The 26,796-nt window shown below is 62.5% G+C and carries 30 protein-coding genes and 1 rRNA gene; 20 read left to right on the forward strand and 11 right to left on the reverse strand.

The features are described 5' to 3' along the window. The first annotated feature begins 363 nt into the window (after window positions 1-363). Window positions 364-476, forward strand: a 5S ribosomal RNA gene (gene rrf, locus AC54AG_RS26435). 61 nt (window positions 477-537) lie between these two features. Here rrf and AC54AG_RS26440 read toward each other — a convergent pair. The 4 genes from AC54AG_RS26440 to AC54AG_RS26455 all read right to left on the reverse strand — a co-directional run bounded on the left by AC54AG_RS26440 (window position 538) and on the right by AC54AG_RS26455 (window position 3,556). Continuing rightward, on the reverse strand, window positions 538-882 hold the full coding sequence (locus AC54AG_RS26440; RefSeq protein WP_092716690.1) for a DUF1840 domain-containing protein: 345 nt from the start codon (window positions 880-882) through the stop codon (window positions 538-540). Window positions 883-1,063: 181 nt separating this feature from the next. Continuing rightward, entirely contained in the window at window positions 1,064-1,609 is a 546-nt protein-coding gene (locus tag AC54AG_RS26445; protein ID WP_072456622.1) for a hypothetical protein, read from the reverse strand. A 66-nt stretch (window positions 1,610-1,675) separates the two neighbouring features. Then, the gene (locus tag AC54AG_RS26450; RefSeq protein ID WP_496632300.1) at window positions 1,676-3,196 is read right to left on the reverse strand and encodes a YifB family Mg chelatase-like AAA ATPase; all 1,521 of its coding nucleotides are present in this window, start codon (window positions 3,194-3,196) and stop codon (window positions 1,676-1,678) included. Window positions 3,197-3,307: 111 nt separating this feature from the next. Continuing rightward, on the reverse strand, window positions 3,308-3,556 hold the full coding sequence (locus tag AC54AG_RS26455) for an accessory factor UbiK family protein (RefSeq protein WP_034749434.1): 249 nt from the start codon (window positions 3,554-3,556) through the stop codon (window positions 3,308-3,310). Window positions 3,557-3,826: 270 nt separating this feature from the next. Between AC54AG_RS26455 and AC54AG_RS26460 the strand changes: the two genes are divergently transcribed. The 13 genes from AC54AG_RS26460 (at window position 3,827) to AC54AG_RS26520 (ending at window position 16,604) form a co-directional block, all read left to right on the forward strand. Further along, on the forward strand, window positions 3,827-4,594 hold the full coding sequence (locus tag AC54AG_RS26460) for a TorF family putative porin (protein ID WP_034749431.1): 768 nt from the start codon (window positions 3,827-3,829) through the stop codon (window positions 4,592-4,594). Between the two features lie 11 nt (window positions 4,595-4,605). Beyond that, complete coding sequence (locus AC54AG_RS26465) at window positions 4,606-4,944, forward strand: P-II family nitrogen regulator (RefSeq protein ID WP_010393464.1); 339 nt, start codon at window positions 4,606-4,608, stop codon at window positions 4,942-4,944. A gap of 11 nt (window positions 4,945-4,955) precedes the next feature. Beyond that, window positions 4,956-6,494 carry an ammonium transporter gene (locus AC54AG_RS26470; protein ID WP_496632304.1) on the forward strand — a complete coding sequence of 513 codons (1,539 nt, stop codon included), beginning with the start codon at window positions 4,956-4,958 and terminating at the stop codon, window positions 6,492-6,494. A 203-nt stretch (window positions 6,495-6,697) separates the two neighbouring features. Next, entirely contained in the window at window positions 6,698-7,996 is a 1,299-nt protein-coding gene (gene gshA, locus AC54AG_RS26475; RefSeq protein ID WP_034749425.1) for a glutamate--cysteine ligase, read from the forward strand. A gap of 97 nt (window positions 7,997-8,093) precedes the next feature. Further along, a complete protein-coding gene (gshB, locus tag AC54AG_RS26480; protein ID WP_496632306.1) occupies window positions 8,094-9,050 on the forward strand; it encodes a glutathione synthase in 957 nt (318 codons plus the stop codon). Window positions 9,051-9,064: 14 nt separating this feature from the next. After that, entirely contained in the window at window positions 9,065-9,469 is a 405-nt protein-coding gene (locus AC54AG_RS26485; RefSeq protein ID WP_070301592.1) for a PTS sugar transporter subunit IIA, read from the forward strand. Window positions 9,470-9,559: 90 nt separating this feature from the next. After that, window positions 9,560-9,829: an HPr family phosphocarrier protein gene (locus AC54AG_RS26490; protein ID WP_034749416.1), complete on the forward strand. Its 270-nt coding sequence runs from the start codon at window positions 9,560-9,562 to the stop codon at window positions 9,827-9,829. A gap of 44 nt (window positions 9,830-9,873) precedes the next feature. Next, window positions 9,874-11,616 carry a phosphoenolpyruvate--protein phosphotransferase gene (gene ptsP, locus AC54AG_RS26495; RefSeq protein ID WP_034749571.1) on the forward strand — a complete coding sequence of 581 codons (1,743 nt, stop codon included), beginning with the start codon at window positions 9,874-9,876 and terminating at the stop codon, window positions 11,614-11,616. Between the two features lie 134 nt (window positions 11,617-11,750). Next, the gene (gene metX / locus AC54AG_RS26500; RefSeq protein WP_080698498.1) at window positions 11,751-12,950 is read left to right on the forward strand and encodes a homoserine O-succinyltransferase MetX; all 1,200 of its coding nucleotides are present in this window, start codon (window positions 11,751-11,753) and stop codon (window positions 12,948-12,950) included. Continuing rightward, on the forward strand, window positions 12,947-13,558 hold the full coding sequence (gene metW, locus AC54AG_RS26505) for a methionine biosynthesis protein MetW (RefSeq protein WP_070301594.1): 612 nt from the start codon (window positions 12,947-12,949) through the stop codon (window positions 13,556-13,558). The genes metX and metW overlap by 4 nt, the downstream gene beginning before the upstream one ends. After that, entirely contained in the window at window positions 13,558-14,817 is a 1,260-nt protein-coding gene (locus tag AC54AG_RS26510) for an AmpG family muropeptide MFS transporter (protein ID WP_034749407.1), read from the forward strand. Before metW ends, AC54AG_RS26510 begins: the two co-directional genes overlap by 1 nt. Beyond that, window positions 14,798-15,700, forward strand: a complete 903-nt coding sequence (locus AC54AG_RS26515; RefSeq protein ID WP_034749404.1) for a M48 family metallopeptidase — start codon at window positions 14,798-14,800, stop codon at window positions 15,698-15,700. Before AC54AG_RS26510 ends, AC54AG_RS26515 begins: the two co-directional genes overlap by 20 nt. Window position 15,701: 1 nt before the next feature. Beyond that, window positions 15,702-16,604, forward strand: a complete 903-nt coding sequence (locus tag AC54AG_RS26520; protein WP_496632310.1) for a pseudouridine synthase — start codon at window positions 15,702-15,704, stop codon at window positions 16,602-16,604. 137 nt (window positions 16,605-16,741) lie between these two features. Here AC54AG_RS26520 and AC54AG_RS26525 read toward each other — a convergent pair whose 3' ends face one another. Beyond that, window positions 16,742-17,518, reverse strand: a complete 777-nt coding sequence (locus AC54AG_RS26525) for an exodeoxyribonuclease III (RefSeq protein ID WP_034749399.1) — start codon at window positions 17,516-17,518, stop codon at window positions 16,742-16,744. Window positions 17,519-17,626: 108 nt separating this feature from the next. Here AC54AG_RS26525 and pyrE point away from each other — a divergent pair, with 108 nt between their 5' ends. Next, complete coding sequence (pyrE, locus tag AC54AG_RS26530) at window positions 17,627-18,289, forward strand: orotate phosphoribosyltransferase (RefSeq protein WP_010393161.1); 663 nt, start codon at window positions 17,627-17,629, stop codon at window positions 18,287-18,289. Here pyrE and AC54AG_RS26535 read toward each other — a convergent pair. Both AC54AG_RS26535 and AC54AG_RS26540 read right to left on the reverse strand, forming a co-directional pair. Further along, entirely contained in the window at window positions 18,286-18,528 is a 243-nt protein-coding gene (locus AC54AG_RS26535) for a GNAT family N-acetyltransferase (RefSeq protein ID WP_496632313.1), read from the reverse strand. The genes pyrE and AC54AG_RS26535 overlap by 4 nt on opposite strands. Then, window positions 18,528-19,271: a sulfite exporter TauE/SafE family protein gene (locus tag AC54AG_RS26540; RefSeq protein WP_496632315.1), complete on the reverse strand. Its 744-nt coding sequence runs from the start codon at window positions 19,269-19,271 to the stop codon at window positions 18,528-18,530. Before AC54AG_RS26540 ends, AC54AG_RS26535 begins: the two co-directional genes overlap by 1 nt. Window positions 19,272-19,395: 124 nt before the next feature. On the opposite strand from AC54AG_RS26540, the gene AC54AG_RS26545 reads away from it, so the two are divergent. The 5 genes from AC54AG_RS26545 to AC54AG_RS26565 all read left to right on the forward strand — a co-directional run bounded on the left by AC54AG_RS26545 (window position 19,396) and on the right by AC54AG_RS26565 (window position 22,323). Then, window positions 19,396-20,289, forward strand: coding sequence for a LysR family transcriptional regulator (locus tag AC54AG_RS26545; protein ID WP_034749390.1), 894 nt, complete (start codon window positions 19,396-19,398; stop codon window positions 20,287-20,289). 21 nt (window positions 20,290-20,310) lie between these two features. Beyond that, window positions 20,311-21,177, forward strand: coding sequence for an alpha/beta fold hydrolase (locus tag AC54AG_RS26550; protein ID WP_496632317.1), 867 nt, complete (start codon window positions 20,311-20,313; stop codon window positions 21,175-21,177). A 95-nt stretch (window positions 21,178-21,272) separates the two neighbouring features. Then, a complete protein-coding gene (locus AC54AG_RS26555; RefSeq protein WP_034749384.1) occupies window positions 21,273-21,464 on the forward strand; it encodes a YqaE/Pmp3 family membrane protein in 192 nt (63 codons plus the stop codon). Window positions 21,465-21,523: 59 nt separating this feature from the next. Next, window positions 21,524-21,994: a carboxypeptidase regulatory-like domain-containing protein gene (locus tag AC54AG_RS26560; protein WP_496632320.1), complete on the forward strand. Its 471-nt coding sequence runs from the start codon at window positions 21,524-21,526 to the stop codon at window positions 21,992-21,994. Further along, window positions 21,994-22,323: a hypothetical protein gene (locus tag AC54AG_RS26565; protein ID WP_051959363.1), complete on the forward strand. Its 330-nt coding sequence runs from the start codon at window positions 21,994-21,996 to the stop codon at window positions 22,321-22,323. Before AC54AG_RS26560 ends, AC54AG_RS26565 begins: the two co-directional genes overlap by 1 nt. Window positions 22,324-22,329: 6 nt before the next feature. Here the strand turns inward: AC54AG_RS26565 and AC54AG_RS26570 are convergent, their stop codons facing one another. The 4 genes from AC54AG_RS26570 to gatB all read right to left on the reverse strand — a co-directional run bounded on the left by AC54AG_RS26570 (window position 22,330) and on the right by gatB (window position 26,758). Then, entirely contained in the window at window positions 22,330-23,367 is a 1,038-nt protein-coding gene (locus AC54AG_RS26570; protein ID WP_496632322.1) for an oxidoreductase, read from the reverse strand. Between the two features lie 97 nt (window positions 23,368-23,464). Continuing rightward, window positions 23,465-24,712 carry a TonB family protein gene (locus AC54AG_RS26575; RefSeq protein ID WP_496632324.1) on the reverse strand — a complete coding sequence of 416 codons (1,248 nt, stop codon included), beginning with the start codon at window positions 24,710-24,712 and terminating at the stop codon, window positions 23,465-23,467. Beyond that, window positions 24,709-25,092: a BlaI/MecI/CopY family transcriptional regulator gene (locus tag AC54AG_RS26580; protein ID WP_496632325.1), complete on the reverse strand. Its 384-nt coding sequence runs from the start codon at window positions 25,090-25,092 to the stop codon at window positions 24,709-24,711. Before AC54AG_RS26580 ends, AC54AG_RS26575 begins: the two co-directional genes overlap by 4 nt. A gap of 190 nt (window positions 25,093-25,282) precedes the next feature. After that, window positions 25,283-26,758: an Asp-tRNA(Asn)/Glu-tRNA(Gln) amidotransferase subunit GatB gene (gene gatB / locus AC54AG_RS26585; protein ID WP_348645805.1), complete on the reverse strand. Its 1,476-nt coding sequence runs from the start codon at window positions 26,756-26,758 to the stop codon at window positions 25,283-25,285. Window positions 26,759-26,796 lie beyond the last annotated feature (38 nt).

Genomic DNA, 26,796 nt, shown 5'->3' on the forward strand with positions numbered 1-26,796 from the left:
CTTTGCGCCGATGATAGTGCTGCAACCAGTGTGAAAGTAGGTTATCGTCAGGCTTGTTATTCGAAAAAACCCCTTCCGGTGATCCGGTTGGGGTTTTTTTACGTCTGGGGTTTTTGTTGGGCGCCGCGGGTGTTTGTCGGCTTACGCGCGCAGCGCTAAGCCGACCTACGTTTATTGGATGGCCGGTAGGTCGGATTAGCGGGGCCGCCGAGGTGCGTAGCGCGTAATCCGACAACATTGTTGACATTCGCGTGGTGATTCCCTGCTACGCGCTTGTGCGTCAAGCCGACCTGGGGTATAATTCGCCTCCTCAGATCAGACGACTTGCTGCCCCGCTGGGAGCAGGTTGTTGAAAAAGTTATGCCTGATGACCATAGCAAGTTGGTACCACCCCTTCCCATCCCGAACAGGACCGTGAAACAACTTTGCGCCGATGATAGTGCTGCAACCAGTGTGAAAGTAGGTTATCGTCAGGCTTGTTATATAAAAAAACCCCGCTAGGTGCGGGGTTTTTTTTCGTCTGCAGCATTCATCGGATCAGATGCCCCAGGTGATGCTTTCATTTTCCGCCTTGGCCGAGCGCAACATCTCCATCAGGGGATAGGCGCGCTGCGAGAAATGCACTTTTTGTGCGCGCGCATGGGCGCCCGTTTCGCCATCTTCCAGGGTTTCCGGGGTATGCACATCGTGTTCGATGTCATTTTCCGGATGCAACTTGCTTTCCGCGACTTCTTTTTCCAGCAGGGCCAAGGCATCGCCCGCTTCGGCTGGCGTGATGACGCCGCGCGTGGGGTTCTTGTGCAGGATGTCGAGGATACGCTGGGCATGTTCTTGATACATCAGTACTTCAGGGGAAGATTTGGATTTGAATGAGATCAACATAAGCGCTTTCTGAAACTTGTTGTTAGTGTCGAAACAATATCACGACTTGAAATGTCGCACAGGCCGTCCGTTTGTCCCGGATTGCATATTTGCAAGCCGGATAGGGCCATCTGTTGGACAACGCACGTATTTACAAGAGCTCGCTTATCGTGAAAACACCGGTTTAAGCGATCGTTAAGTCTTAATCCAGTTTCACCGAGTCCATGAAGGTGTCGATGGTGTCACGCGACAGCTTGCTTTCTTCACCGAGAATGATGATCTGGAAGATGCGCTTATCCTGCGCCACAAAACGGCCGACCAGCAAGACAGGCTTGCCTTGTTGCGTGCCTTTGGCCTCAATGCTGAGCGAACTGCGCTGCTGCGTTCCGGCAGCCGTGCTGCTGGCCGCCGATGCGGATTTTTCGCTGCGCACGGTGCCGTTGATATTTTTCAACAGGGCCGTCTGCATGGCGGGCAGGGCTGCTTGCGCCTGTTCTGCGCTGTCGAGCACGGCGCTGCCGATGGCGAAGGTATTGCCATCGACTTCGCTGGCCGTCATGGTCAGGCTGACTTTCTTGCCATCGAGATCGACCTCCCGCGTCAGCACGGCGGGCTTGCCTGGAAACAAGGCCGTGAACTGGGCGTCGGGGCTGCGATAGTCGCGCCAGTCGAACTTCGGGCTGCAGGCGGACAGGACGCTGGCGGCCGCGAGCGTAGTCAGAAAGAGGGCAATTGATGGTTTTTTCATCAGCAGATGGTAGCAGCGCCGCCCATCACGCGCAATCGCGCACGCGTGGCGTTCGCGCTGGCTGCCTTATATTTCACGCAGCACGCGCCGGTACTGGATCGCTTCGGCGACATGCGCCTGCGTGATGCCGGGGCTGTCCGCCAGGTCCGCGATGCTGCGCGCCACGCGCAATACCCGGTGATAGGTGCGCGCCGACCAGTGCAGGCGCGCCATGGCGCCATGCAGCAGCTGCTCGCCATGCGTTTCCAGGCGACAATGCTGTTCGATTTCCGTGCTGCTCAGGCGCTGGTTCGCTTTGCCCTGGCGTGCCAGCTGCAGGGCAAAGGCTGCCGCGACCCGCGTGGCGATGGCTTGCGTGCTTTCGCCTGCGCCTGCGTGCCGCCCCAGCGCCGCCGGCGGCATGGCGGCCACTTCAATCTGCAGGTCGATACGGTCGAGTAGCGGACCGGACAGGCGGCTGTGATAACGGAGTACGGCGTCCGGCGTGCAGCGGCAGCGTCCCGAAGCATGGCCCAGATAACCGCAGGGGCAGGGATTCATGGCGGCGATCAACTGGAAGCGAGCAGGAAACTCGGCCTGGCGGGCCGCGCGTGAAATGCTGATCACGCCCGATTCCATGGGCTGGCGCAGCACATCGAGCACCCGGCGCTGGAATTCGGCGATTTCATCGAGAAACAGCACACCGCAGTGGGCCAGCGAGATTTCTCCCGGGCGCGGCACGTTGCCGCCGCCCACCAGGGCCACGCCGGACGCCGTCTGGTGCGGAGCACGGTAGGGGCGCCGTTTCCAGTGTTCCACCTTGAAGTGGCCGCCCAGCGAATGCACGGCGGCCGATTCCAGCGCCTCTTCGTCGCTCATGGGCGGCAGCACGCCAGGGAAGCGGCTGGCCAGCATGGTCTTGCCCGCGCCCGGTGGCCCCACCATCAGGACGTTATGGCCGCCCGCGGCCGCCACTTCCAGTGCGCGGCGCGCCTGCTGCTGTCCTTGCACGTCGGCAAAGTCCGGATACGCAAAATCGGGTACGGCCAGCATGGGCTGATGGCGTTGCAGGGTGGTCCGGCTGGCGTGCGCGGCAAAATGCGCGCAGACCTCGAGCAGGCTGTGGGCAGGATAGATGCAGGCATCGCTGACGAGCGCCGCTTCGTCTGCGTTCGCCTGCGGCAGGATGAAGGCGCGTGGCGCGCCCGGCTGGCTGCGCTGCATGGCAAAGGTCATTGCCAGCGCGCCGCGGATAGGGCGCAACTGGCCCGACAGCGACAGTTCGCCCGCGAATTCGTAGTGGTGTAATTGGTCGCCCGGCAACTGGCCGGACGCGGCCAGGATGCCCAGCGCGATGGGCAGGTCGAAGCGCCCCGATTCCTTGGGCAAGTCCGCCGGCGCCAGATTGGCCGTGATGCGCCGCGCCGGCATGTCAAAGCCGCAGTTTTGCAGCGCGGCACGGACGCGGTCGCGCGATTCCTTCACTTCCGTATCCGGCAGGCCGACAATCGTAAACGAAGGCAAGCCATTGGCAAGGTGGACTTCGACACTTACCTCGGGCGCTTCCATGCCGGCCAGGGCGCGGCTTTTCAGGACGGCCAGACTCATCAGACTCCCCTGTGGCGCGGGCGCGGGCAGGATCAGTCTAGCGCATGCAACGCCGTCAGGCTTGAGCTATGCCAGCAAGGCCGTCAATAACGGAGCCTTGCTGGCCGCACCTTACGCCTTGGTGTCGTTCAGGCGCGTTTCCAGTTCGATCAGGCGCAGTTCCAGTGCGTCCAGCTTGGCGCGGGTCTTGGCCAGCACTTGCGCCTGGATATCGAATTCCTCGCGCGTGACGAGGTCGAGGCGGGCGAAGCCCTGGGTCATCATCGATTTCACGTTTTTCTCGATATCCTTGGCAGGCGAGTTTTCGATGGCTTGATGGATCTTGCCTTGCAAGTCGTTAAAGAAGGTATTCATGTCCATGGTCAGTCCTTTTATGGTGCGGCCTGTGCATCGCACCATTGCGGTGCACAGCGGCGTTAATCTGGTGCGAAACTGGGCAAATTCACAATGCTTCAGCAGCCCGTACCCGCATGCCCAGAGGCTTGCAGGGTATGTATGGCCGGAAACGCACCTGTCAAGGTGGCAAGAGAGCTGGCACGTATTCTGCTAAAGAAGGTATGAACGCTTTGTGATCTCCAGCCAAGATTTTAAACCTCAACCGCTTTAAAAGTTCAATAAAAGGGAATCGCCATGAAGAATCTGTCCAAGAACATGACTTTAGCTGCAGCGTTGACGCTGGCCATGGCCGCCTTGTGCGGTAGCGCCATGGCCCAGGATGCAGTGGCGGCGCCTGCTGCAGCCGAAGCCGTACCTGATAACGTGGTGAGCTACAACGTGGCGCTGACCAGCGACTACCGTTACCGCGGCATCTCGCAAAGCCGCTTGAAACCGGCCATCAGCGGCGGCGCCGACTATACCCACAACCCGACGGGTTTGTACGTCGGCACCTGGCTGTCGAGCATCAAATGGATCAAGGACGGCGGCGGCGATACCAATCTGGAATGGGACATCTACGGCGGCAAACGGGGCGAGATCAGCAAGGATTTTACCTATGACGTAGGCGGCCTGTACTACTTCTATCCCTCGAATGGGCTGAGCACCAATGCCAACACCTTCGAGCTGTATGGCCAGCTCGGCTATGGCCCGGCCTACATCAAGTACTCGCACTCGACCACCAATCTGTTCGGCGTGGCCGACAGCAAGAACAGCGGCTACCTCGACGTGGGCGCGAATATCGATGTGCACGAAGGCTATCTGCTGAACCTGCATGTGGGCCGCCAGAAAGTCGAGCACAACGATTCCCTCAGCTACACCGACTACAAGCTAGGCGTCACCAAGGATTTTGGCATGGCAACAGTCGCCCTGGCCTACGTCAAAGCCAACATCACGTCGCTGGCACCGAATGGCAAGAATCTGGCGAAATCCGGTCTCGTGCTGACCGTATCCAAAACCTTTTAAGCGAGACTGCCATGAAAATGATTACTGCAATCATTAAACCGTTCAAACTGGACGAAGTACGCGAAGCCTTGTCGGCTATCAATGTGCAAGGCATTACCGTTACCGAAGTCAAAGGTTTCGGCCGCCAGAAAGGTCACACGGAACTCTACCGTGGAGCCGAGTATGTCGTCGACTTCTTGCCAAAAACCAAAATCGAAGCGGCCGTCGATGACGCCATTGTCGACCAGGCCATCGAAGCGATCGAAGGTGCCGCGCGTACCGGTAAAATCGGCGATGGCAAGATTTTCGTCTACAACCTGGAACAAGTCATCCGCATCCGTACCGGTGAAACCGGCAACGAAGCGCTCTAAGGGGAATATTGATGCGTAAAAATATAACAAAATTGCTAGCTGGGTTTGCCTGTCTGTGTGCGTTTGGCGTCGCCGCGCCGAGCTTTGCCGATGCCCCCGCCAAGACGGAGGCGGCCACGACTTCGGCCGTCGCCGCTCCCGCCGTCACGCCGGTGCCTGACGCAGCAGCTCCGGCCGCCGTCGCTCCTGCCCCGGCCGCTGCCGCGCCAGCCGCCGCGCCCGTTGCCAACAAGGGCGATACCAGCTTCATGATGATCAGCACCCTGCTGGTGATCCTGATGACCATCCCCGGCCTGGCCCTGTTCTACGGCGGCCTGGTGCGCTCGAAGAACATGCTGTCGGTGCTGATGCAAGTGTTCATGGTGTTCGCGCTGGTCATCGTGCTGTGGTGTATCTACGGCTACTCGATCGCCTTCACGGAAAAAACCGCCTTCTTCGGTGGCTTCGACCGCCTGTTCCTGAACGGTATCTGGGATCCGGCCAAGGGCACGTTTGCCGCCGCCGCCACCTTCAGCAAGGGCGTCGTCATTCCCGAGTTCGTCTTTGTCGCCTTCCAGGGCACGTTTGCCGCCATCACCTGCGCATTGATCGTCGGTGCCTTTGCCGAGCGCGCCAAGTTTTCCGCCGTGCTGGCCTTCGTCGTGCTGTGGTTCACGTTCGCCTACCTGCCAGCGGCCCACATGGTGTGGTTCTGGACCGGTCCTGACCTGATCACCAACGCCGCCACTTCGGCCAGCGAAGCCCTGAAGGCTGGCTGGATCTGGCAAAAAGGCGCGCTGGACTTCGCCGGCGGCACCGTGGTGCACATCAATGCCGCCGTCGCCGGCCTGGTGGGCGCGATCATGATCGGCAAGCGCGTAGGCTACGGCCGCGAATCGATGGCGCCGCACTCGCTGACCATGACCATGATCGGTGCGTCGCTGCTGTGGGTGGGCTGGTTCGGTTTCAATGCCGGTTCCTCGCTGGAAGCGGGCGACGTGGCTGCGCTGGCCTTCGTCAATACGCTGTTGGCCACTGCCGCCGCTACCCTGTCGTGGGTATTTGGCGAGTGGATCAGCAAAGGCAAGCCATCGATGCTCGGTGGCGCATCGGGTGCCGTGGCCGGCCTGGTGGCGATCACCCCGGCGGCCGGCTTTGTCGGCCCGATGGGCGGCCTGGTCATCGGCTTGCTGGCCGGTGTCGTCTGCCTGTGGGGCGTGAACGGCCTGAAACGCCTGATCGGCGCTGACGATTCGCTCGACGTGTTCGGCGTGCATGGCGTGGGCGGTATCCTCGGTGCCTTGCTGACGGGCGTGTTTGCTGCACCACAATTGGGCGGCCAGGGCATCTTCGACTATGTCACCAACAAGATGTCGGCGGATCCGTACTCGATCGGCCACCAGGTGTGGGTGCAAGCGCAAGCGGTCGGCACCACCATCCTCTGGTCTGCCATCATTTCCGTCATCGCCTATAAACTGGTCGACATCGTCATCGGCCTGCGCGTACCGGAAGAAGAAGAGCGCGAAGGCCTCGATATCACCAGCCACGGCGAGCAAGCGTATCATGGCTAAATAATCACTATCTGGCATGCCAGCGTCCCGGCGCGGCATGTCCGGTGGAAAAGGCGCCTCATTGAGGTGCCTTTTTTTCGTTGTGGGAATGTAAAAGGTCTTTAAAACAAGGCTTTTGCCCCGATTTGGGGTACTTACACGGTAATATAGTCGGCAGTTCTGTGTGCTTTTTTGAATACTGCACATAATTTAAGGATGTAACTATGGTTCCCCATCTCGTCACGGCCCTGACCGGACCGCTGCTCGACCTCGAAAAAAAGATTCTGGCCGCGACGCCAGCCATTGAGCGCTGGTTTCGCATGGAGTGGCAAGAGCACACGCCGCCCTTCTATTGCTCGGTAGACTTGCGTAACGCCGGCTACAAGCTGGCGCCCGTCGATACCAATCTGTTCCCTGGCGGTTTTCACAACCTGGCCACGGAAATGCTGCCCCTGTCCGTGCAAGCGGCCATGGCCGCCATTGACAAGTATTGCCCGGACGCCCGCAACCTGCTGATCGTGCCGGAATTGCACAACACTACGCCGCAGTACCTGCAGAACGTGGCGCGATTGATGCAAATCTTCCGCCAGACGGGGCTGCACGTGCGCTTTGGCTCCTGGTCGCCCGAGATTACCCAGCCGACACCGCTGGCGTTGCCGGATGGCAACATGCTCGTCATCGAACCGCTCGTGCGCCTGAACAACGGCCGTCGCCTGGGTTTGAAGGATTTTGACCCGTGCACGATTCTGCTGAATAACGACTTGTCGGACGGTATCCCCGATATCTTGCAAAATATTCATGAGCAAAGTCTGCTGCCGCCCTTGCACGCGGGCTGGGCCTTGCGCCGCAAGAGCAACCACTACACGGCCTACGATGAAGTGGTGAAAAAATTCGGCAAGATGATCGATGTCGACCCGTGGATGCTCAACCCCTTCCACGCCAAGTGCAGCGATGTGAATTTTCAGGAAGGCGAGGGCGAAGATGCGCTGGCCGCCAGCGTCGACGTGCTGCTGGCCAAGATCCGCAAGAAATACAAAGAATACGGGATCAAGGAAAAGCCGTTCGTCATCGTCAAGCCCGATGCGGGCACGTATGGCACGGGCATCATGACGGTGCGCGACGCGAGCGAAGTGCGCGACCTGTCGCGCAAGCAGCGCGAAAAAATGTCCATCGTCAAGGATGGCCAGCTGGTGACCGACGTGATCATCCAGGAAGGCGTGCCCACGTTTGAAAGCATCAAGGATGCCGTAGCCGAGCCCGTCGTCTACATGATCGACCGCTATGTGGTGGGCGGCTTCTACCGCGTGCATGCTGAAAAAGGTGTGGACCAGAACCTGAACGCGCCCGGCTCGCAGTACGTGCCGCTGGCGTTTGCCCAGCAGCATGCGGTGCCGGACTTGAAGGCCAAGCCGGGCACGGCCGCGCCGAACCGCTTCTATGTGTATGGCGTGGTGGCGCGCCTGGCCTTGCTGGCCGCGTCGCTGGAAATGGAGCGCACGGACCCGAATCCCGAGGTGTATTGATCCGTCAACGAGACTTGCCGGGCGCGACGACTACCGCGCCTGGCGATCTCGGCTAGAATCAAGCATTCCTTATCCAGGCTCCCCGATTGGACGCACCATGAAAATTGCATTCCTTGCCGACCCGCTGGCAGGCTTCAAGACTTACAAAGACTCCACCTTCGCCATGATGCGCGAGGCGGCCAAACGCGGCCATGCCGTGTATGCCTTCGAACAGAAGGACATGGCGCTGGAAGAGGGCATCGTCACGGCACGGGTCAAACACATCGAGCTGACCGGCGACGAACACGACTGGTACAAGGTCGTCTCCACCGAAGAAGTGCGCCTGTCGGCGCTGGACGCCATCGTCGAGCGCAAGGACCCGCCGTTCGACATGGAATACGTGTATGGCACGTATCTGCTGGAACTGGCGGAAAAGCAGGGGGCTTGCGTCTTCAACAAGCCGTCCGCCATCCGCGACAACAATGAAAAGCTGGCCATTGCCCAGTTTTCCGAATTCACGTCGCCGACCCTGGTGACGTCGGACGAAGCGCGCCTGCGCGCCTTCCACGCCAAGCACCAGGATGTCATCTTCAAGCCGCTCGACGGCATGGGCGGCACGGGCATCTTCCGCGTCAAGGCCGATGGCCTGAATTTGGGCGCCATCATCGAGACGCTGACGGACAACGGCGCGCAGACCATCATGGCGCAGCGTTTCATCGCCGACATCGCCAAGGGCGACAAGCGCATCCTCGTCATCGGCGGCAAGCCGGTGCCGTTTTCGCTGGCGCGCATCCCGCAGGCGGGCGAAGTACGGGGCAACCTGGCCGCCGGCGGCACGGGCGTGGCGCAGCCATTGACGGCACGCGACCTGGAAATCGCAGAAAAGCTGGGCCCTATCCTGGCCGCGCGCGGCCTGATGCTGGTAGGATTGGACGTGATCGGCGACTATCTGACGGAAGTCAATGTCACCAGCCCGACCTGCTTCCAGGAAATCATGCAGCAAACGGGTTTTGACGTGGCGGCCATGTTTGTCGACGCCGTCGAGCATGGCGTTGCGCAAGCGCAGCAGCGCTAGAAGGTGAAATGACTATGGTAGGGATTTTGCTCATGACACATGCACCGCTGGGACAGGCGTTCATCGCCGCCTGCGCGCATGTGTTCCGGGGGCCAACGGAACGGTTTGAAGCCATCGATGTCGTCGCCGACCAGGACCTGATGGAAGTGCAGAAACTGGCGTCGGAAGCCATCTGCCGCCTCGACGATGGTTCCGGCGTACTGGTGATTACCGACGTGAAGGGCGGCACGCCGTCGAACTGCTGCAACAAGCTGGCCGATGCGGGCAGGGTGGAAGTCATCGCCGGCATCAGCCTGCCGATGCTGCTGCGTGCCATCACGTATCGCCGCGACACGCTCGACGTGGTGGTGGAGATGGCGCTGGCCGGTGCGCAAAGCGGCGCCGTGCGCGTCGATAACCGTATTCGCGTGGGCGAGTAGAGAGTGACATGGCCGCCGCCCTGAAGGCGGCGGGTTTTATAGCAGGGCTGGCAACAATGCAGTGCATTCAGGGATAGAGACCATACAAAAATGATTCAAAGAGAACTCGAAATCATCAACAAGCTGGGACTGCACGCACGCGCCTCCGCCAAATTTACCCAGCTCGCCGCCAAGTTCAAGAGCGACGTCTGGCTGACCCGCAACGCGCGCCGCATCAACGCCAAGTCCATCATGGGCGTGATGATGCTGGCCGCCGGCAAGGGCGCGAAAGTGACCCTGGAAGCAGAGGGCGATGATGAGCAGGCATGTGTCGATGCGTTGACCGCCCTGATTAATGACAGGTTTGGCGAAGGCGAGTAATGCCCGCCGAACGCAGCCGCAGCCGCATTCCGACAGGTCAACCCATGGCATCTTTCACGCTCCACGGCATCCCGGTTTCCCGCGGCATCGCCATTGGCCGCGCGCATCTGCTGGCGCCGGCCGCCCTTGACGTCAAACATTACCTGGTCGCCCAGGAGCAGATCGAAGCCGAAGTGCAGCGCCTGCAAAGCGCCATCGCCACCGTCCACAAGGAACTGCAAACCCTGTGGAACGAGCTGCCCAAGGATGCGCCCACGGAGCTGGGCGCCTTCATCGACGTGCATGCGCTCATCTTGTCCGATCCGATGATTTCAGAAGCGCCGCTCGACATCATCCGCAAGCGCCACTACAACGCCGAATGGGCGCTGCTGACGCAGATCGATGAATTGTCGGCGCAGTTCGACGAAATCGAAGACCCGTACCTGCGCGAACGCAAGGCCGATATCCAGCAGGTGGCCGAACGCGTCTTGAAAGTCTTGCTGGGCACGGAGCAACTGCTGCCCAAGGCCGCGGCCGAAGACGAATTGATGGCGCAGATGATCGTCGTCGCCCACGACATCTCGCCGGCCGACATGCTGCAGTTCCGCGACCGCTCCTTCATCGGTTTCATTACCGACGTGGGCGGACAGAACTCGCACACGGCCATCGTCGCGCGCAGCCTCGATATTCCCGCCGCCGTCGGCATGTCGCAGGCATCGATGCTGATCGACCAGGACGACTGGCTGATCATCGACGGCGACGCCGGCGTGGTGATCGCCAACCCCAGCGCGCTGGTGCTGGAACAGTACCGCGAGCGCCAGGTGGCCATGCAGCGCGCGCGCAAGAAGCTGGGCAAGCTGAAAAAGACACCGGCCGTGACCAAATGCGGCACGCCCGTCACCCTGCTGGCAAATATCGAATTACCCGAGGATTGCCCGTTTGCGCTGGAGTCGGGCGCCAGCGGCGTGGGCCTGTTCCGTTCCGAATTCCTGTTCATGGGCCGCGCCCACAAGATTCCCACCGAGGACGAGCAGTTCGAGGCTTACCGCAACACGGTGCAGTCGATGAAGGGCCGCGTGGTCACCATCCGCACGCTCGACATCGGCGCCGACAAGCCGCTCGACCAGGCCGACCATACGGCCTTGAATCCCGCGCTGGGGCTGCGCGCCATCCGTTACTGCCTGGCCGAGCCGCAATTGTTCCTGACGCAGCTGCGCGCCATTTTGCGCGCCTCCGCCTTCGGCAAGGTGCGCATTCTGATTCCGATGCTCGCGCATGCGTTCGAGATCGACCAGTCGCTGGCCATGATCGCGCAAGCGAAGGCCAGCCTGCGCGAGGAGGGCGTCAAGTTCGACGACGAAGTCGAAGTGGGCGCCATGATCGAGATTCCCGCCGCCGCGCTGGCCCTGCCCATGTTCGTCAAGCGTATGGATTTCCTGTCGATCGGCACGAATGATCTGATCCAGTACACCTTGGCCATCGACCGGGTCGACTACGAAGTGGCACATTTGTACAATCCGCTGCACCCGGCCGTGCTGCAACTGATCTCCATGACGATCGCCGCCGGCCACAAGGCGGGCATCGACGTGGCCGTCTGCGGCGAAATGGCGGGCGACGTGAAGCTCACGCGCCTGTTGCTGGGCATGGGCTTGCGCGAGTTTTCCATGCACCCGGCCCAGCTGTTGGCGGTCAAGCAAGAGATCCTCAACAGCGACCTGGGCCTGATTGCGCCACAAATGCGCAAAATTATGCGTTCCATGGAACCAAATGTGATCGCGGAAGCAGTCCAGCAGCTGCAGCTCATGTAAACTGTCACCTATCAGCATCAGGACACGTCGCGCGCGGCAAGAGGTGTCCTGATGCTAAAGTTGCAGCACCTATCATCGCGGTGCTGCATCGACCATGGCCCGTGGGGCCGCCCCCCTTTTATAAACCGACACACATGTCATCCATTGGAATCGTTTCGCCGCAAACCATGTATTTTGCGCAACCCCTGCAGCTGCAAAGCGGAGCATCGCTGCGGGACTATATGTTGATGTATGAAACCTACGGCACCCTGAACGCCGACAAATCGAACGCGGTGCTGGTCTGCCACGCCCTGAACGCCTCGCACCACGTGGCAGGCGTGTACGCGGACCAGCCGAAGAGCGCAGGCTGGTGGGACAATATGGTCGGTCCCGGCAAGCCGCTCGACACGGACAAATTCTTCGTCATCGGCGTCAATAACCTCGGCTCCTGCTTCGGCTCGACGGGCCCCATGCATACCAATCCCGCCACCGGCAAGCCGTATGGCGCCGCCTTCCCCGTCGTCACGGTGGAAGACTGGGTCAGCGCGCAAGCGCGCCTGGCCGATGAACTGGGCATCACCGAGTTCGCCGCCGTGATGGGGGGATCCTTGGGCGGCATGCAGGCGCTGGCGTGGAGCATCATGTTCCCCGAACGCCTGCGCCACTGTGTGGTGATCGCCTCGACGGCCAAGCTGTCGGCGCAAAACATCGCCTTCAATGACGTGGCGCGCCAGGCCATCCTATCGGACCCCGATTACCATGGCGGCGACTTCTATGCGCACGGCGTGGTGCCGAAGAACGGCTTGCGCGTGGCGCGCATGGTCGGTCACATCACCTACCTATCGAATGACGACATGGCGGAAAAATTCGGCCGCAAGCTGCGCGACGCGACGCAGACGGGCGACTACAAGTTCGGCTTCGGCATCGACTTCGAGATCGAATCGTACCTGCGCTATCAGGGCGACAAGTTCTCCGAATACTTTGACGCCAACACGTATCTCTTGATTACCAAGGCGCTCGATTATTTCGATCCGGCGCGCGCGCATGGCGGCGACCTGGCCAAGGCCCTGTCGGGCACCAAGGCCAAGTTCTTCCTCGCCTCGTTTTCCACCGACTGGCGCTTCTCGCCCGAGCGCAGCCGCGAAATCGTCGAGGCGCTCGTGTGCAACCGCCGCCAGGTCACGTATGCGGAAATCGACGCGCCGCACGGCCACGACGCCTTCCTGCTGGAAGACGCGCGCTACATGAACATGGTGCGCGCCTATTATGGCCAGGTTTGGAACGACATCGGGGCGGGCGCGCCTGCCGCAGTACAGAACACAGCCGTCCGCCAGGGCGCGAAGGAGACCGCATGACTTTTGACGAATTGAGCGCGCTGCGCCCCGACCTGGCCTTCATCGCCCACTGGGTGCCGAACAACGCGCACGTGCTGGACGTGGGCTGCGGCGAAGGCGTGATGCTGCAGTACCTGCAAAGCGACAAGCAGTGCAGCGGCTACGGCATCGAGATCGCCGACGACAAGGTGCTGGCCAGCACCCGCCGTGGCGTGAACGTGATCCAGCAAGACATGGAAAAGGGTTTGTCGATTTTTGGCGACAACAGTTTTGATACGGTGCTGTGCCTGTCGTCGCTGCAGATGATGAAGCAGGTCGAGCCGCTGCTGCGCGACATCGTGCGCGTGGGCGCCGAGGCCATCGTCTCCTTCCCCAACTTCGCTTACTGGCCGCACCGCGTGGCGCTGCTCAAGGGCCGCATGCCCGTGTCGAAATCGCTGCCGTACCAGTGGTACGACACGCCGAACGTGCGCTGCGCCACCATCAACGACTTCCGTGAACTGGCCGAGGAATGCGGCCTGGAAGTGATCGAATGCGTGGCCCTGGCCGAAGGCAAGATGGTCTCCGTGCTGCCGAACCTGCGCGGCGACCTGGCCGTCTTCCGCCTGCGTAAAAAAGCGGTGCATTGATGAGCAAAAGCCCGGCGCCTGGCTGGCGTTCCTATGCCAACGGCCGCATGCTGGCCGTGCTGGTGCTGGGCTTCAGTTCCGGCCTGCCCCTGTTCATCCTGCTGTACCTGCTGCAGGCATGGCTGGCCAAGTCGGGCTTGAACGTCAAGGCGCTGGGGCTGTTTGCGCTGGTGCAGTTCCCGTACATCTGGAAATTCCTGTGGGCGCCGCTGATGGACCGCTACCGCATCCTGGGACTGGGACGGCGGCGCGGCTGGATGGCGCTCACGCAAGTGGCGCTGTTCTTTGCCATCGGCGGCATGGGCATGCTGGACCCGCTCACGCAGATCGGCCTGATCGCGGCGGCCGCCGGCGGCGTGGCCTTCCTGTCGGCCAGCCAGGACATCGTCATCGACGCCTACCGGCGTGAAATCCTCAGTGACAACGAGCAGGGCCTGGGCGCCGCCGTCATCGTCAACGCGTATAAAGTGGCGGGCATGGTGCCGGGCGCGCTGTCGCTGATCCTGGCCGACCGCATGCCGTGGCAACCCGTCTTCTGGATCACGGCCGCCTTCATGCTGCCGGGGTTTGTCTGCACCCTGCTGATCAAGGAGCCGACCGTGTACGGCTCGCCGCCGAAGACCATGCGCGAAGCGATCATTCTGCCGTTCCAGGAATTCATCGCGCGCGATGGCTGGCGTAACGCAATGTGGATCCTTGCCTTCGTACTACTCTACAAAATCGGCGACAGCATGGCCACGGCGCTGGCGACGAAGTTCTATCTGGACCTGGGTTTTTCCATGACGCAGATCGGCCTGGCCGCCAACACCACGGGTTTCTGGGCCAGCCTGGCCGGTGGCGTGGTGGGCGGCATATGGATGCTCAAGCTGGGCATCAACCGGGGCCTGTGGGTGTTTGGCGCGCTGCAGGCGGTCGCCATTCTCGGATTCGCCTGGCTGGCGCAGGTGGGGCCGAATACCATGCTGCTCAGCGCCGTGATCGGTTTTGAAGCCTTTGCCAGCCTGGGCCTGGGCGCGGCTGCCTTTGTCGCGTTCCTGTCGCGCAGCACGGACCCGCGCTACACTGCCACGCAATATGCCTTGTTTTCCAGCCTCAGCGCCGTGCCGCGCACCCTGATCAATGCCTCGGTGGGCTTTCTGGTCGCCGAGCTGGGCTGGTTCTCATTTTTCATCGTGTGCTTCTTCCTGGCCTTCCCGGCCATGATGATGCTGCCTAAAATCGCTCCATGGAGGTCTGCCAATGGCACCAATATCCCTTAAACGTTACGCCGTCCTGGCCAGCCTGTGCGCGGCCACCGCGCTGTCGTCCCTGTCCGCCCACGCCCAGCAGGCGACGGTCCAGGATGGCATCAAGGTACGCCCCCTGTCGACTTCGCGCATCTTTGCCGGCGGCGCCGACTTCAATGAACAATCGAAGCAGCAATATACGCAGCTGGTCAACGAGGCGAAGGAAAAAAATGCGCTGGTGCCCGACAGCGATCCGCAAGTGAAACGCCTGCGTGCCATCGCCCAGCGCATCATCCCGTTCGCCACGCGCTGGAACGAGGCGTCGGCCAACTGGAACTGGCAGGTCAACCTGCTCAATTCCGACCAGGTCAATGCCTTTTGCATGCCGGGCGGGCAGATCGCTTTTTACAGCGGCATCATCACCAAGCTGAATCTGACCGACGACGAAGTGGCCATCGTCATGGGCCATGAGATTTCCCACGCCTTGCGCGAGCACTCGCAGGCGCAGGCCGGCAAGGGCAACCTGGCCGCCGTCGGTGCCAAGCTGGCCGGTGCCGGCCTGTCGGCCTGGCTCGGCGTCGATCCGAGCATCACCAGTACCGCCACGAATATGGCGGCGCAGGGCGTGATGCTGAAGTTTTCGCGCGACGATGAACGCGAGGCGGACCTGATCGGTATGGACCTGGCCGCGCGCGCCGGCTTCGACCCGCGCGCCGGCGTCATCCTGTGGCAGAAAATGGCGGCCGTGAGCAAGGGCGCGCCGCCGGAATTCCTCTCGACGCACCCGTCGGGCAAGGACCGCATCTCGCAGATGAACAGCCACATGGCGCAAGTGCTGCCGCTGTACGCGCGCAGCAAGGGCGTCAGCGTCGACGCCTTGCCGCCTTACCGCAGCAACGCCATCGCGCAGCGCTAGGATGCCGGCCCGTCACGCCGCCGCACCCTTGCCCATGCGCGACGGCGTGGCGCCCAGCTATCTGTGGCTGCCCGAAGGGCAGTGGCCGGACATGCTGTCCTTCCTGCTCGAGCGCTATCCGCAGATCAGCGCCGCGCAATGGCTGGACCGCATGGCGCGCGGCGAAGTGGTCGATGGTGACGGCGCCGTGCTGGGCCCCGGCAGTGCGTACAAGCGTGGCATGCGCATTTTTTACTACCGCGAGCTGGAACGCGAAACGCCGATCCCCTTCCAGGAAGAGATCCTGTTCCAGGACGAACACCTGGTGGTGGTCGACAAGCCGCACTTCCTGCCCATGACGCCGGCCGGGCGCTTCGTGCAGGAGACCTTGCTGACGCGCCTGAAGAAAAAGCTGGACTGCGCCGAGCTGACGCCGATCCACCGCCTGGACCGCGAGACGGCCGGCGTGGTGATTTTTTCGCGCCAGGTAGCCAGCCGCGGCGCCTATCAGTCGCTGTTCCAGCGCCGCGAAGTGCGCAAGACGTACGAGGCACTGGCGCCTGTGCTGACGGGCCGCGATTTTCCATTTACCTACCGCAGCCGCATGGTCGAGGGCGCGCAGTTTTTCCTCATGTGCGAAGAGGCGGGCGAGCCGAATTCGGAAACCATCATCGAGGTGATCGAAGAGCGCGGCATTGTCGCCCTGTACCGGCTGCAGCCGCACACGGGCCGCAAGCACCAGCTGCGCGTGCACCTGGCTGCGCTGGGCATCCCCATCGTCAACGATGCGTTTTATCCCGTGGCCCTGCCGTGCAAGGAAGATGACATGTCGCAGCCCTTGCAACTGCTGGCGCGGGCCATCGATTTCACGGACCCGTTGACGGGCGAGATGCGCCATTTTGAAAGCCGGCGCATGCTCGGGTAAGCCGACGCCACCACTGGCGACGCCAACAATGTTGTCGGATTACGGCCCTGCGGTCCTAATCCGACCTACGGTAGAGCAGGCGTAGGTCGGCTTAGCGCGCAGCGCGTAAGCCGACACCACCCGCGACGTGTCAAAGATCAGCCCTTGATCGTGTAATCGATGATCAACGGCGCGTGGTCGGAAAAACGCTCGTCCTTGTAGACGCTGACCGTATGCGCCTGGGCTGCGATGCCGGGGGTGGCGACGTGGTAGTCGATGCGCCAGCCCACGTTTTTCGCGTAGGCTTGTCCGCGGTTGCTCCACCACGTGTACTGGTCTTCGCGCTTGTCCAGGCCGCGGTGCACGTCGACAAAGCCCACTTCGTCGAAGACGCGCGTCAGCCATGCCCGTTCCTCGGGCAGGAAGCCGGAGTTCTTCTTGTTGCCCTTCCAGTTCTTCAAGTCGATTTCATGGTGGGCGATGTTCCAGTCGCCGCAGATGACCACTTCGCGGCCCAGCGCCTTCAATTCGAGCAAATGCGGCAGGAACAGTTCCATGAAGCGGAACTTGGCTTCCTGGCGTTCGGGGCCGGACGAGCCGGACGGGCAGTACACGGAAATGACGGAGAGGTTGCCAAAATCACAGCGCACGTAGCGGCCTTCGGCATCGAATTCAGGGCTTCCGAAGCCGATATGTACGGCGTCCGGCTCGACCTTGCTGTACACGCCCGTGCCCGAATACCCCTTTTTCTCGGCATAGTGGAAATGGCCATGGTAGCCGTGCGGGTTGAGGAATTCCGGCGTCATGTCGGGTAGCTGCGCCTTCAATTCCTGCACGCAGATGAAATCGGCCGTCTGCGTGCCCATCCAGTTGAAAAAGCCTTTTTTGGCGGCGGAACGGATACCGTTCAGATTGGCGGAAATAATTTTTGGCATAGGTCGAGAGTGAAAGGGCGTTGTACGGGGCCGGCGGGCGCGGCATGGCGATTGTCTCGCCGGTGCGCGCGGATTAAAATACAGGCACTTTTAAAAAATGAGGCTAATGTGAATAATTTACGCCAGCAGTTTATCGCGTTTTCAGTATCCAAGGGAGTCTTGCGGTTCGGCGAGTTCACCACCAAGGCCGGACGTCAGTCGCCGTACTTCTTCAATGCGGGCCTGTTCCATGACGGCGCCACCCTGGCCGAGCTGGCGCAGTTCTACGCACAAACCCTGCTCGACTCGGGCGTGGAATTCGACATGCTGTTCGGCCCCGCCTACAAGGGTATCACCCTGGCGTCGGCCACCGCCGTGGCGCTGGCCGGCAAGGGCCGCAACACCTCGTTCGCCTTCAACCGCAAGGAAGCCAAGGACCATGGCGAAGGCGGCACCATCGTCGGCGCCAAGCTGCATGGCAAAGTCGTCATCATTGACGACGTGATCTCGGCCGGCACTTCGGTGCGCGAATCGGTGGACATGATACGCGCCGCCGGCGCCGAGCCATGCGCCGTGCTGATCGCCCTGGACCGCATGGAGCGTTCCGGCCCGGACGGCCAGCTGTCGCCAAGTTCGGCCGTGCAGGAAGTGTCGAAACAGTATGGCATTCCCGTCATCTCGATCGGCAACCTGGACGATCTGTTCGGCTACCTGAATGGCGCGGGCGCCGATCCGGAACTGCTCAAATATAAAGAGGCTGTTTCCGCGTACCGCAATCGGTATGGTATTTAAGTAGTTCTCTCCAGCAGCGTCCGCAGCCGCGGGTCGCTGCAGGCAGTGGCAGCTTGCGGGTGGCATTGCAACAGCCGCCGCAACAGTGCGCCGCCGATGCCGCGCCGGCGGAATGGCGGTTTCACGAACAGCATGTTCACCGTCACTTCATCGGCGTGTCGGCTGATGTCGAGCATGGCCACCTGCTGGCCGCCGATCCACGCGCACAGCGCGCTGCCTCCTTGCCAGTCGATCTGCATCACGCCATCCATGGTTTGACCGCCGCATGCAAGCCCAGGGCGAACAGCCCCGCAAAAAAGCACCGCTTGAATACCTGCTGCGCGATGCGTCCGCGCAGCCATTGACCGGCCAGCATGCCGGCCAGCGCCGGCAGCAGCGCATACGCGGAAGCGCCGGCCGCACCGAGGCTGAAGTCGCCGTGCAGGGCCAGGCTGGCCGCCAGCGCCACGGTCGATGCCGTAAACGCCAGGCCGAGCGCCTGCACCAGCGCATCGCGCGCCAGCCCCAGCCCCTGCAGATACGGCACGGCGGGGATGACGAAGACGCCCGTGGCGGCCGTCACCAGTCCTGTCACGGCGCCCGCCACAGGCCCCAGCCACGCTTCGTGCCGCGCTGGCACGCGCAGCTGCAGCGAGAACAGTCCCGCCAGCGCATACAGCATCAGCGCCACGCCGAGCGCGACGACGGCCCAGGCGCCGCTGTCGGCCGGTAGCAACGCGCCGCCCGCCAGAGTGCCGGCCATGACGGCCGTTAGCATGGGCCATAGACGGCGCAGCAGGTCGCGCAGGCCGGGGCCGGCCGCCAGCTGCCAGACATTCGTCACCATCGATGGCACGATCAGCAGGGCGGCCGCCTGCACGGGCGGCATGACAAGGCTGAGCGTGCCCATGGCCACCGTCGGCAAGCCCAATCCGACTACGCCCTTGACGAAGCCAGCGACGAGAAAACTGGCGCCGACGGCCAGCAGGAATGAGGTCTCCATCTTTTTTATCCACAGTGAACTGCGTGGATTCTGCGCTTGCCAGACACTTTCGCCAAGGCGGATTATTTTGAGTCAGCCTTAGTCAAATACGAAGGCTGGTAAGATGGCGAAAAGGAGAGCCGCCATGCGCTTTGATCTGGTCGATTTGCAGCTGTTTGTCAACGTGGTGGAGGCGGGCAGCCTGACGGCGGGCGCCGCGCGCAGCCACCTGGCATTGGCGTCGAGCAGCGCGCGCGTGCGCGGCATGGAAGAGATGCTGGGCATGCCCTTGCTGCTGCGCGGCCGGCGCGGTGTGGAGCCGACACCCGTGGGCCAGACCTTGCTCCATCACGCGCGCCTGGTGCTGCTGCAAATGGAGAAAATGCGCGGCGAACTTGGCGAATTTGCGCGCGGCTTGAAAGGGCAGTTGCGCCTGTTGTGCAATACGGCCGCGCTCAGCGAATTCTTGCCCGAGGCGCTGGGCGCTTTTCTCGACCGCCATCCGAACCTGACCATCGACCTGGAAGAGCGCCTCAGTTACGATATCGTCAAGGCCGTCTCGGAAGGGCTGGCCGACATGGGCATCGTTTCCGACTCGGTCGACATGCGCGGCTTGCAGACGTTTTTGTTCCGCCCCGACCGGCTGGTGGTCATCGCGGCGGCCGACGGCGTGCACCACCGCGCGCTGGGCCAGGATGGCGTGGTCGACTTTGCCAGCGTGCTGGATCACGATTTCATCGGTCTGGCCGACGACAGCGCGATGCAGCAATACCTGGGCATGCATGCGGCGCGCCTGGGGCGTCCGTTAAAGGTACGCGTGCGCCTGCGCAGCTTCGATGCCGTGTGCCGCATGGTGGCCAGCGGCGTGGGCATCAGCGTGGTGCCGCTGGCGGCGGCCAGCCGCTGCCAGCAGACGATGGCGCTGCGCTGCCTGGAATTATCCGATCCCTGGTCGGTACGCAATCTCACGATCTGCGTGCGCCAGTTCAGTGAATTACCCCTGTATGCGCGCCAGTTGATCGATCATCTGAAGGCGTGACAGGGCATGACAGGAGCAGCGATGCGTTTTTCAGAAGACAAGATGGCCAGCCTGCTGTGCAGCGACCAGGTCGAGCGGCCGATCCACATCTGGCAGCCCGAGCATCCACGTGCCGTGATCCTGGCGATCCACGGCGGCATGGCGCATGCGGGCGATTACGTCACGCCGGCGCTCTACTTCCGCCAGCACGGTATCGCCACCGTCAGCTTCGACATGGTGGGCCACGATGGCAAGCGCAAGGTGGACATTCCCTCGTTTGACGCCTTCCTCGACGACGAGGAACTGTTCCTCGCCTGGGTCAAACAGACGTATCCGGGCTTGCCCGTGTTCGTCATGGGCCACTCGATGGGCGGCCTGATCGCCACGCACCTGGGGTTGCGGCGTTTCGCGGGCGATGCGGCCATCAAGGGGTTTGTGATTTCATCGCCGTATTACGTGAATGCGATACCCGTGCCGAAGGTGCTGCAGATGCTGTCGGGCTGGCTGGCGCAGCGATTCCCCACGATGAAGGTGCCGCTGGGGAACCTGACCATGCTGCTCACGCACGATCAAACCATTACGGCGCGCCATTTCCAGGATGAGCGCGACGGCATCCGCGCCAGCGCGGCGTCGGTGCGCTTCGCCCATGCCTTGACGTCGGCGCAAAAGGAACTGGCGGGCGGTTTGTCCGCGTGGCGTTTCCCCCTGTTCGCCGTGGTGGCGGGCGACGACAAGCTGGCCGACAGCCGCGCCACGGAAAGCCTGCTGCGCAGCGTGCCCGATGGCTTGCTCGACTATCACTACTATCCGGCCAATTATCACGAGAACTTCAATGAAGTGAATCGCGATGTCATCTTCGCCGCCATCCTGGCCTGGATGGAAAAACTGCTGGCACCCGTGCCGGCGTGAGACGCCAGTATCGTTATAATCGGCTAGACTGAATTTACCGTCGGCGCATGCCGGCCCGGTCCCCGCGGCACAGGGGAATACTCAAGGAACGAACGATGCGCTTGCTGATTGCCCTGTTACTCCCGTGGCTGACCTTTTTCACGATCGGCCGTCCGATCGCCGGCATCATTTGCCTGATCCTGCAAATCACCCTGATCGGCTGGCTGCCAGCGACGATCTGGGCCGTATATGCGCTGAGCCAGTACAAGACGGACCAGAAGATTGCCGAGGCCATGCGCCGGCGCTAAGCTAAGACTGGCCTAAGCTGCGCTTCCTATCTTGATTCAACCGACATGAGGAGAGTGAGATGGCATCAAACAGACGCAGACGCGGTACCCTGGGCCTGGCGGCGGCAATGCTGGCCGCCGGGCTGTTGCTGGGAAGTGCGGCGCAGGCCCAAGCCGACAGCGCGCTGCCGCCCGTGCAGAAGAACGGGGCGGTGGAATACCTGAGCGGCGGCATCGGCCTCGACGAGTCGACGGCCATCAAGAGCGCCAGCCGGCATTGGCCCTTGAGTCTCGTGTTTTCCGTGCAGGCGGCGGGCAAGGCGGAATTTGCCTCCGACGTGAAGCTGGAAATACGCGACGCCAAGGGCGCCCCGGTGCTGGAAACGACGGCCAGCGGACCGTTCCTGCTGGCGAAACTGGCGCCGGGCAGCTACAGCCTGCGTGCCACCCTGGCCGGCAAGACGCTGGAACGCAAGCTGCAAATCAAGGCTGGCAGTTCCGCGCGGGTGGAGCTGATCTGGCCGGCGGGAACGAATCAAGGTAAATCCTGATGGCTGGCGACGGCAAGGCGCCTGAACAGGGTTTGTCGGCGCGGGGTTTGTCGGCACATATCCTGCCCACGTCGGCGACCATGGTCGGCGTCTGCATGACGGTGCTGTCGATCGGGCACCTGGCGCCGCGCGGCGAGGTGCGCGTGGCCATCGACAAGCTGCTCGCTGTCGACGCCATCGTCTTTCTCGTCAGCGCCGTGCTGTCGTTCATGTCGCTGCGCCCCGGCCAGTCGCGCTTGCGCTACGAATGGTGGGGCGAACTGCTGTTCATCTGCGGCCTGGCCCTGCTGGCGCTGGGCGCCGTGGTGCTGGCCTTTGTCATCAACTGAACCCGATCAACTGACCTTGAGCACGCACCCTTCGGCGGCGCTTTGCAGCGCCAGTTCGATCAGGCGTATCGTCGCCGCCGCATCTTCGGCTGGCACGGGCGCCGCTGCGCCGTGGCGGATGGCGTCGGCCATGCCCTGGTAAAAGTCCTGGTAGCGGCCCGCCTGCATCTCCAGGTGCTCACAATGTCCGTCCGGCTGCGTGCCCAGGTGCAGCGCGCCGCGCACGGGGTCCACGCCCCAGCCGGGCTGGCCCGGCCTGCCGCCCGCCTTCAGGGCGTCTTCCTGCGGGTCGAGGCCAAACTTCACGAAACTGCCCTTGTCGCCATGCACGGCGAAGCGCGCCGTCGGCGCCTTCACCAGGCAGCCCGCTTGCAATACCACGCGCAGCCGGTCGTAGTACAAAACGATGTGCATGTAGTCGACGGCTTGCGCGCCATCGCGCTGCAGGACGATATCGGCGTACAGCTTTTCCGGCTGGCCGAACAGCTGCATGGCCTGGTCCAGCATGTGCGGGCCCAGGTCGTACAGCAAGCCGCCGCCCGGCGCGGCGGACTCGCGCCAGCGCTGGCGGATCTCGGGGCGGAAACGGTCGAAGTGCGATTCGACGCTGGCGATGCGGCCCAGGGTGCCCTGTGCCAGCAGCGCTTTCAGGGTCAGGAAGTCGCCATCCCAGCGCCGGTTGTGATACACGCTGAGCACCAGCTTGCGCTCTTTCGCCAGCGCGATCAGGCTCTGTGCTTCAACGCTGGAAATGGTGAAGGGCTTGTCGACCACCACGTGCTTGCCCGCCTGCAGGGCCGCTTGCGCCAGGCTGAAATGCGCTTCGTTGGGTGCGGCGATGACGACCAGTTCGATCGATGGATCGGCAAACAGCTGTGCGGGCTGCGCATACACGGTGGCGTGCGGCCAATCCTTGTGCACGAGCTCCGGCTTGCTCGAGGCGACGGCCGTCAGTTCCAGGGCATCGATGGTGGACAGGACGGGAGCGTGGAAGGTGGAGCCGGCAAAGCCGTAGCCGACCAGGCCGGTTTTGATCTTGTTCATGGCGTGTTCACAGGTGCGTGGAAGAATCCATGATCATACCCGCAAGCGGGCGGCGGCAGCGCTGCTGCGATGTTGCCGCGATGCCGCCGCCCAGGGATTACTTCAGACTCCAGACGTATTGCGCCTTGACGCTGGCGCTGACAGGCTTGCCGCCAGCGAGGGCCGGCTTGAACGTGCACTTGGCGATGCCGCTGCGCGCCGCTTCGTCGAGGGCCGGATGGCCGCTGCTCTTGACCACGCTCGAACCTGTTACCTTGCCGGCGGCATTCACGTCGAAGGACATGGTGACCTTGCCCTCTTCCTTCGCCTGCAGTGATGCGGCTGGGTAGACGGGTTTGCCGCAGACGCCAAAGTCGATGATGGGGCGGCGCTCGAGCACGGGCGCGCTGTCGGCGGCGACGGCCTGGCCGTAGATGCCGAGGCAGGCGCCGGCCAGAGCCAGCAGCGGCACGGCCGCCTTCCAGTTCAGGGTGTGTGGTGCGGGGCGCAGCAATCGTTTGATACGTGACATAAGATCTCCTCCGTTGGCCGCCTGGGCCAGGTGGTGGGTTGAGAACTGGAGGCGTTCCAGTTCCGAAAGTGCAAGAGCCAGACGCCGCGGTTCGCCCAGTTGTCTTGCTGCGAAATCATCTGCAATGTGTTCGCGCTCGAGGCGCACGCCGCGTGAAATCCACCAGACGGCAGGGTGGAAGAACAGCAGCGCCTCGATGGCGTTTTGCAGCAGGTTGATCAGATAATCGTGGCGCCGGATGTGCGCCAGTTCGTGCGCCAGCAGCGCGTCGAGCAGGTGCGGCGGCATGCCGGTCAACAGCGAGGCGGGCACCAGCACCATGGGGCGCCAGATGCCGGCCGTGAGCGGGCTGGCGATGTTGTCGAGCACGCGCAGCCGCACGGGCCGCGTCAAGCCCGCATCGTGCGCCATGCGCGACAGCCTGGTCTGCAGTGGTCCATGCGTGGCGCCCGTGTTCCTTGCGCTGCGCTCTATCCACAGCATGCCCAGTGCCATGCGCACGGCCAGCACGGCGGCGCACAGGGCCCACACGCCAACGACGGCGCGCAGCAACAGGTCCAGGTCGGGCAGGCTGTCGGGTGCCAGCAGGGCGGCCGGCAGCAAGGCGCTGGAGTACAGGGAGCCCGTGACATCGCCACCGGCCAGGCGCAGATACAGGCCCGCCGCCGGCCATGCCAGGCAGGCCAGCAGGGCGCCGCAACCGACGGCGTAGCGCGCCTCCGGACGCGCATTGCGCAGTGCCGCCCGCGCCAGCGCCGTGGCGCAGCCGATCAGCAAGCCTTGCCACAGGAAGTGCAGCAGGGTCCAGCCCAGTGCTGGAACGAAGCCGCTCATGACTGATCGTCCTTGAGCATTTTTTCGATCTCTTCGCGTTCGGCACGCGACACGCCCGTGCGCAGCGCCGCCAGCACCAGCGCCTTGGCCGAACCGGCAAAGGCCTTCTGCATCAATTCCTTGAGCAGATTCGTCTGCAGGCTGTCCTGCGCCTGCGCCGGCGCATATACGTGCGAGCGCTGGCTTTCGTCGCGGATCAGCAAGCCCTTGCCATGCATGATCTGCATCAGGCGCAGCACGGTGCCATACGTGATGGCCGGCTTGGTCAACGCCATCGCCTCGTGCACCTGCTTGGCCGTGGCGGCGCCCAGCGGCCACAGCGCCTGCAGCAGATCGAGTTCGGCTGCCGTCGGTTTCGGGATGTCGTGCGTCTTGGCCATGCGGTTTTCCTCTTGCCTGAAATTCAATATGGCTAGATTAAACCGTGTAGACAAAAATGTATACTTTAATTTTAATAGGCCTTCAAACGCCTTTCAGCGCGCAGGAAAAGTCTAGACAAGGCTGTTTATGCGCGATGTGTACAGGCGAAAAAAAAGACGCCGCGGCGTCTTTTTTTTGGGGGCAGGTGAATTATCCCGCCAGCTTGGCCTTCAGCAGTTCCGTCAGCTGGGCCGGGTTGGCCTTGCCTTTGGAGGCTTTCATGGCCTGGCCGATCAGCGCATTGATGGCCGCTTCCTTGCCGGCGCGGTACTGCTCCACCGACTTGGCGTTCGCCGCCAGCACTTCATCGACGATGGCTTCCAGGGCGCCAGTATCCGAAATCTGTTTCAGGCCCTTGGCGTCAATGATGGTGTCGACCAGGTTCTCGTCGCTGGACTTCGCTTCCCACATGCCGGCGAAGACTTCCTTTGCGGCCTTGTTCGAGATCGTGCCGTCGGCGATGCGCTTGAGCATGGCGGCCAGCTGCGCGGCGGAGACGGGTGCGTCGTCCAGGTCCACGCCTTCGCGGTTCAGGGTCGACGACACGTCGCCCATCAGCCAGTTGGCGGCGGCCTTGGCGTTTTCCTTGCCGGCCTTGTCGACCACGGCGACGAAATAGGTGGCCATGGCTTTCGACTGCGTCAGAACCAGCGCATCGTAGTCAGGCAGCGCGTATTCGCTGATGAAACGGGCGCGCATGGCGGCCGGCAGTTCCGGCATCGAGGCCTTGACGGTGTCGATCCACGCTTGCGAGATGACCAGCGGCGGCAGGTCAGGGTCCGGGAAGTAGCGGTAATCCTGCGCGTCTTCCTTGCTGCGCATTTCGCGCGTTTCCTTGCGGTCCGGATCGTACAGGCGCGTCGCTTGCACGACCTTGCCGCCGTCTTCGATCAGCTCAATCTGGCGGCGCACTTCCACGTGCACAGCTTCTTCGATGAAGCGGAAGGAGTTCAGGTTCTTGATTTCGCAGCGGGTGCCGAATTCCTTCTGGCCGACAGGGCGTACAGAGACGTTGACGTCGCAGCGGAACGAGCCTTCTTGCATATTGCCGTCGCAAACGCCCAGCCACATGACCAGCGAGTGCAGGGCCTTGGCGTAGGCCACGGCTTCGGCGGCGCTGCGGATTTCCGGTTCCGAGACGATTTCCAGCAGCGGCGTGCCGGCGCGGTTCAAGTCGATGCCGCTCATGCCCGCATAGTCTTCGTGCAGGGATTTACCGGCGTCTTCTTCCAGGTGGGCGCGCGTCAGGTTCACCGTCTTGGTGACGAATTCGCCATCCTTTTCGTAGCCGAAGGTCAGGGCGCCGCCGATGACGACGGGGTCCTCGAACTGGCTGATCTGGTAGCCCTTCGGTGAATCAGGGTAAAAATAGTTTTTGCGCGCGAAGACCGAGTGCGGCGCCACGGTGGCGCCCACGGCCAGGCCGAAGCGGATGGCGCGGTCGACGGCCTGCTTGTTCATCACCGGCAGCACGCCTGGCAGGGCCAGGTCGACGGGGCTCGCTTGCGTATTGGCGTCGGCGCCGTACTTGATCGGCGAACCGCTGAAAATTTTGGATTCGGTCGTGAGCTGCACGTGGTTCTCAAGACCGATGACGACTTCCCATTGCATAGTGTTCTCGCTTATTTTTTGGTGGCGCCGCCTGGGCGGCGCGTCTGTTCTTA

The organism is Janthinobacterium sp. BCJ23, assembly GCF_059617945.1.

Coding starts and splice junctions, on each gene's coding strand:
- AC54AG_RS26440 (WP_092716690.1), bottom strand. CDS start 882: ATGTTGATCTCATTCAAATCCAAATCTTCCCCTGAAGTACTGATGTAT.
- AC54AG_RS26445 (WP_072456622.1), bottom strand. CDS start 1,609: ATGAAAAAACCATCAATTGCCCTCTTTCTGACTACGCTCGCGGCCGCC.
- AC54AG_RS26450 (WP_496632300.1), bottom strand. CDS start 3,196: ATGAGTCTGGCCGTCCTGAAAAGCCGCGCCCTGGCCGGCATGGAAGCG.
- AC54AG_RS26455 (WP_034749434.1), bottom strand. CDS start 3,556: ATGGACATGAATACCTTCTTTAACGACTTGCAAGGCAAGATCCATCAA.
- AC54AG_RS26460 (WP_034749431.1), top strand. CDS start 3,827: ATGAAGAATCTGTCCAAGAACATGACTTTAGCTGCAGCGTTGACGCTG.
- AC54AG_RS26465 (WP_010393464.1), top strand. CDS start 4,606: ATGAAAATGATTACTGCAATCATTAAACCGTTCAAACTGGACGAAGTA.
- AC54AG_RS26470 (WP_496632304.1), top strand. CDS start 4,956: ATGCGTAAAAATATAACAAAATTGCTAGCTGGGTTTGCCTGTCTGTGT.
- gshA (WP_034749425.1), top strand. CDS start 6,698: ATGGTTCCCCATCTCGTCACGGCCCTGACCGGACCGCTGCTCGACCTC.
- gshB (WP_496632306.1), top strand. CDS start 8,094: ATGAAAATTGCATTCCTTGCCGACCCGCTGGCAGGCTTCAAGACTTAC.
- AC54AG_RS26485 (WP_070301592.1), top strand. CDS start 9,065: ATGGTAGGGATTTTGCTCATGACACATGCACCGCTGGGACAGGCGTTC.
- AC54AG_RS26490 (WP_034749416.1), top strand. CDS start 9,560: ATGATTCAAAGAGAACTCGAAATCATCAACAAGCTGGGACTGCACGCA.
- ptsP (WP_034749571.1), top strand. CDS start 9,874: ATGGCATCTTTCACGCTCCACGGCATCCCGGTTTCCCGCGGCATCGCC.
- metX (WP_080698498.1), top strand. CDS start 11,751: ATGTCATCCATTGGAATCGTTTCGCCGCAAACCATGTATTTTGCGCAA.
- metW (WP_070301594.1), top strand. CDS start 12,947: ATGACTTTTGACGAATTGAGCGCGCTGCGCCCCGACCTGGCCTTCATC.
- AC54AG_RS26510 (WP_034749407.1), top strand. CDS start 13,558: ATGAGCAAAAGCCCGGCGCCTGGCTGGCGTTCCTATGCCAACGGCCGC.
- AC54AG_RS26515 (WP_034749404.1), top strand. CDS start 14,798: ATGGCACCAATATCCCTTAAACGTTACGCCGTCCTGGCCAGCCTGTGC.
- AC54AG_RS26520 (WP_496632310.1), top strand. CDS start 15,702: ATGCCGGCCCGTCACGCCGCCGCACCCTTGCCCATGCGCGACGGCGTG.
- AC54AG_RS26525 (WP_034749399.1), bottom strand. CDS start 17,518: ATGCCAAAAATTATTTCCGCCAATCTGAACGGTATCCGTTCCGCCGCC.
- AC54AG_RS26535 (WP_496632313.1), bottom strand. CDS start 18,528: ATGCAGATCGACTGGCAAGGAGGCAGCGCGCTGTGCGCGTGGATCGGC.
- AC54AG_RS26540 (WP_496632315.1), bottom strand. CDS start 19,271: ATGGAGACCTCATTCCTGCTGGCCGTCGGCGCCAGTTTTCTCGTCGCT.
- AC54AG_RS26545 (WP_034749390.1), top strand. CDS start 19,396: ATGCGCTTTGATCTGGTCGATTTGCAGCTGTTTGTCAACGTGGTGGAG.
- AC54AG_RS26550 (WP_496632317.1), top strand. CDS start 20,311: ATGCGTTTTTCAGAAGACAAGATGGCCAGCCTGCTGTGCAGCGACCAG.
- AC54AG_RS26555 (WP_034749384.1), top strand. CDS start 21,273: ATGCGCTTGCTGATTGCCCTGTTACTCCCGTGGCTGACCTTTTTCACG.
- AC54AG_RS26560 (WP_496632320.1), top strand. CDS start 21,524: ATGGCATCAAACAGACGCAGACGCGGTACCCTGGGCCTGGCGGCGGCA.
- AC54AG_RS26565 (WP_051959363.1), top strand. CDS start 21,994: ATGGCTGGCGACGGCAAGGCGCCTGAACAGGGTTTGTCGGCGCGGGGT.
- AC54AG_RS26570 (WP_496632322.1), bottom strand. CDS start 23,367: ATGAACAAGATCAAAACCGGCCTGGTCGGCTACGGCTTTGCCGGCTCC.
- AC54AG_RS26575 (WP_496632324.1), bottom strand. CDS start 24,712: ATGAGCGGCTTCGTTCCAGCACTGGGCTGGACCCTGCTGCACTTCCTG.
- AC54AG_RS26580 (WP_496632325.1), bottom strand. CDS start 25,092: ATGGCCAAGACGCACGACATCCCGAAACCGACGGCAGCCGAACTCGAT.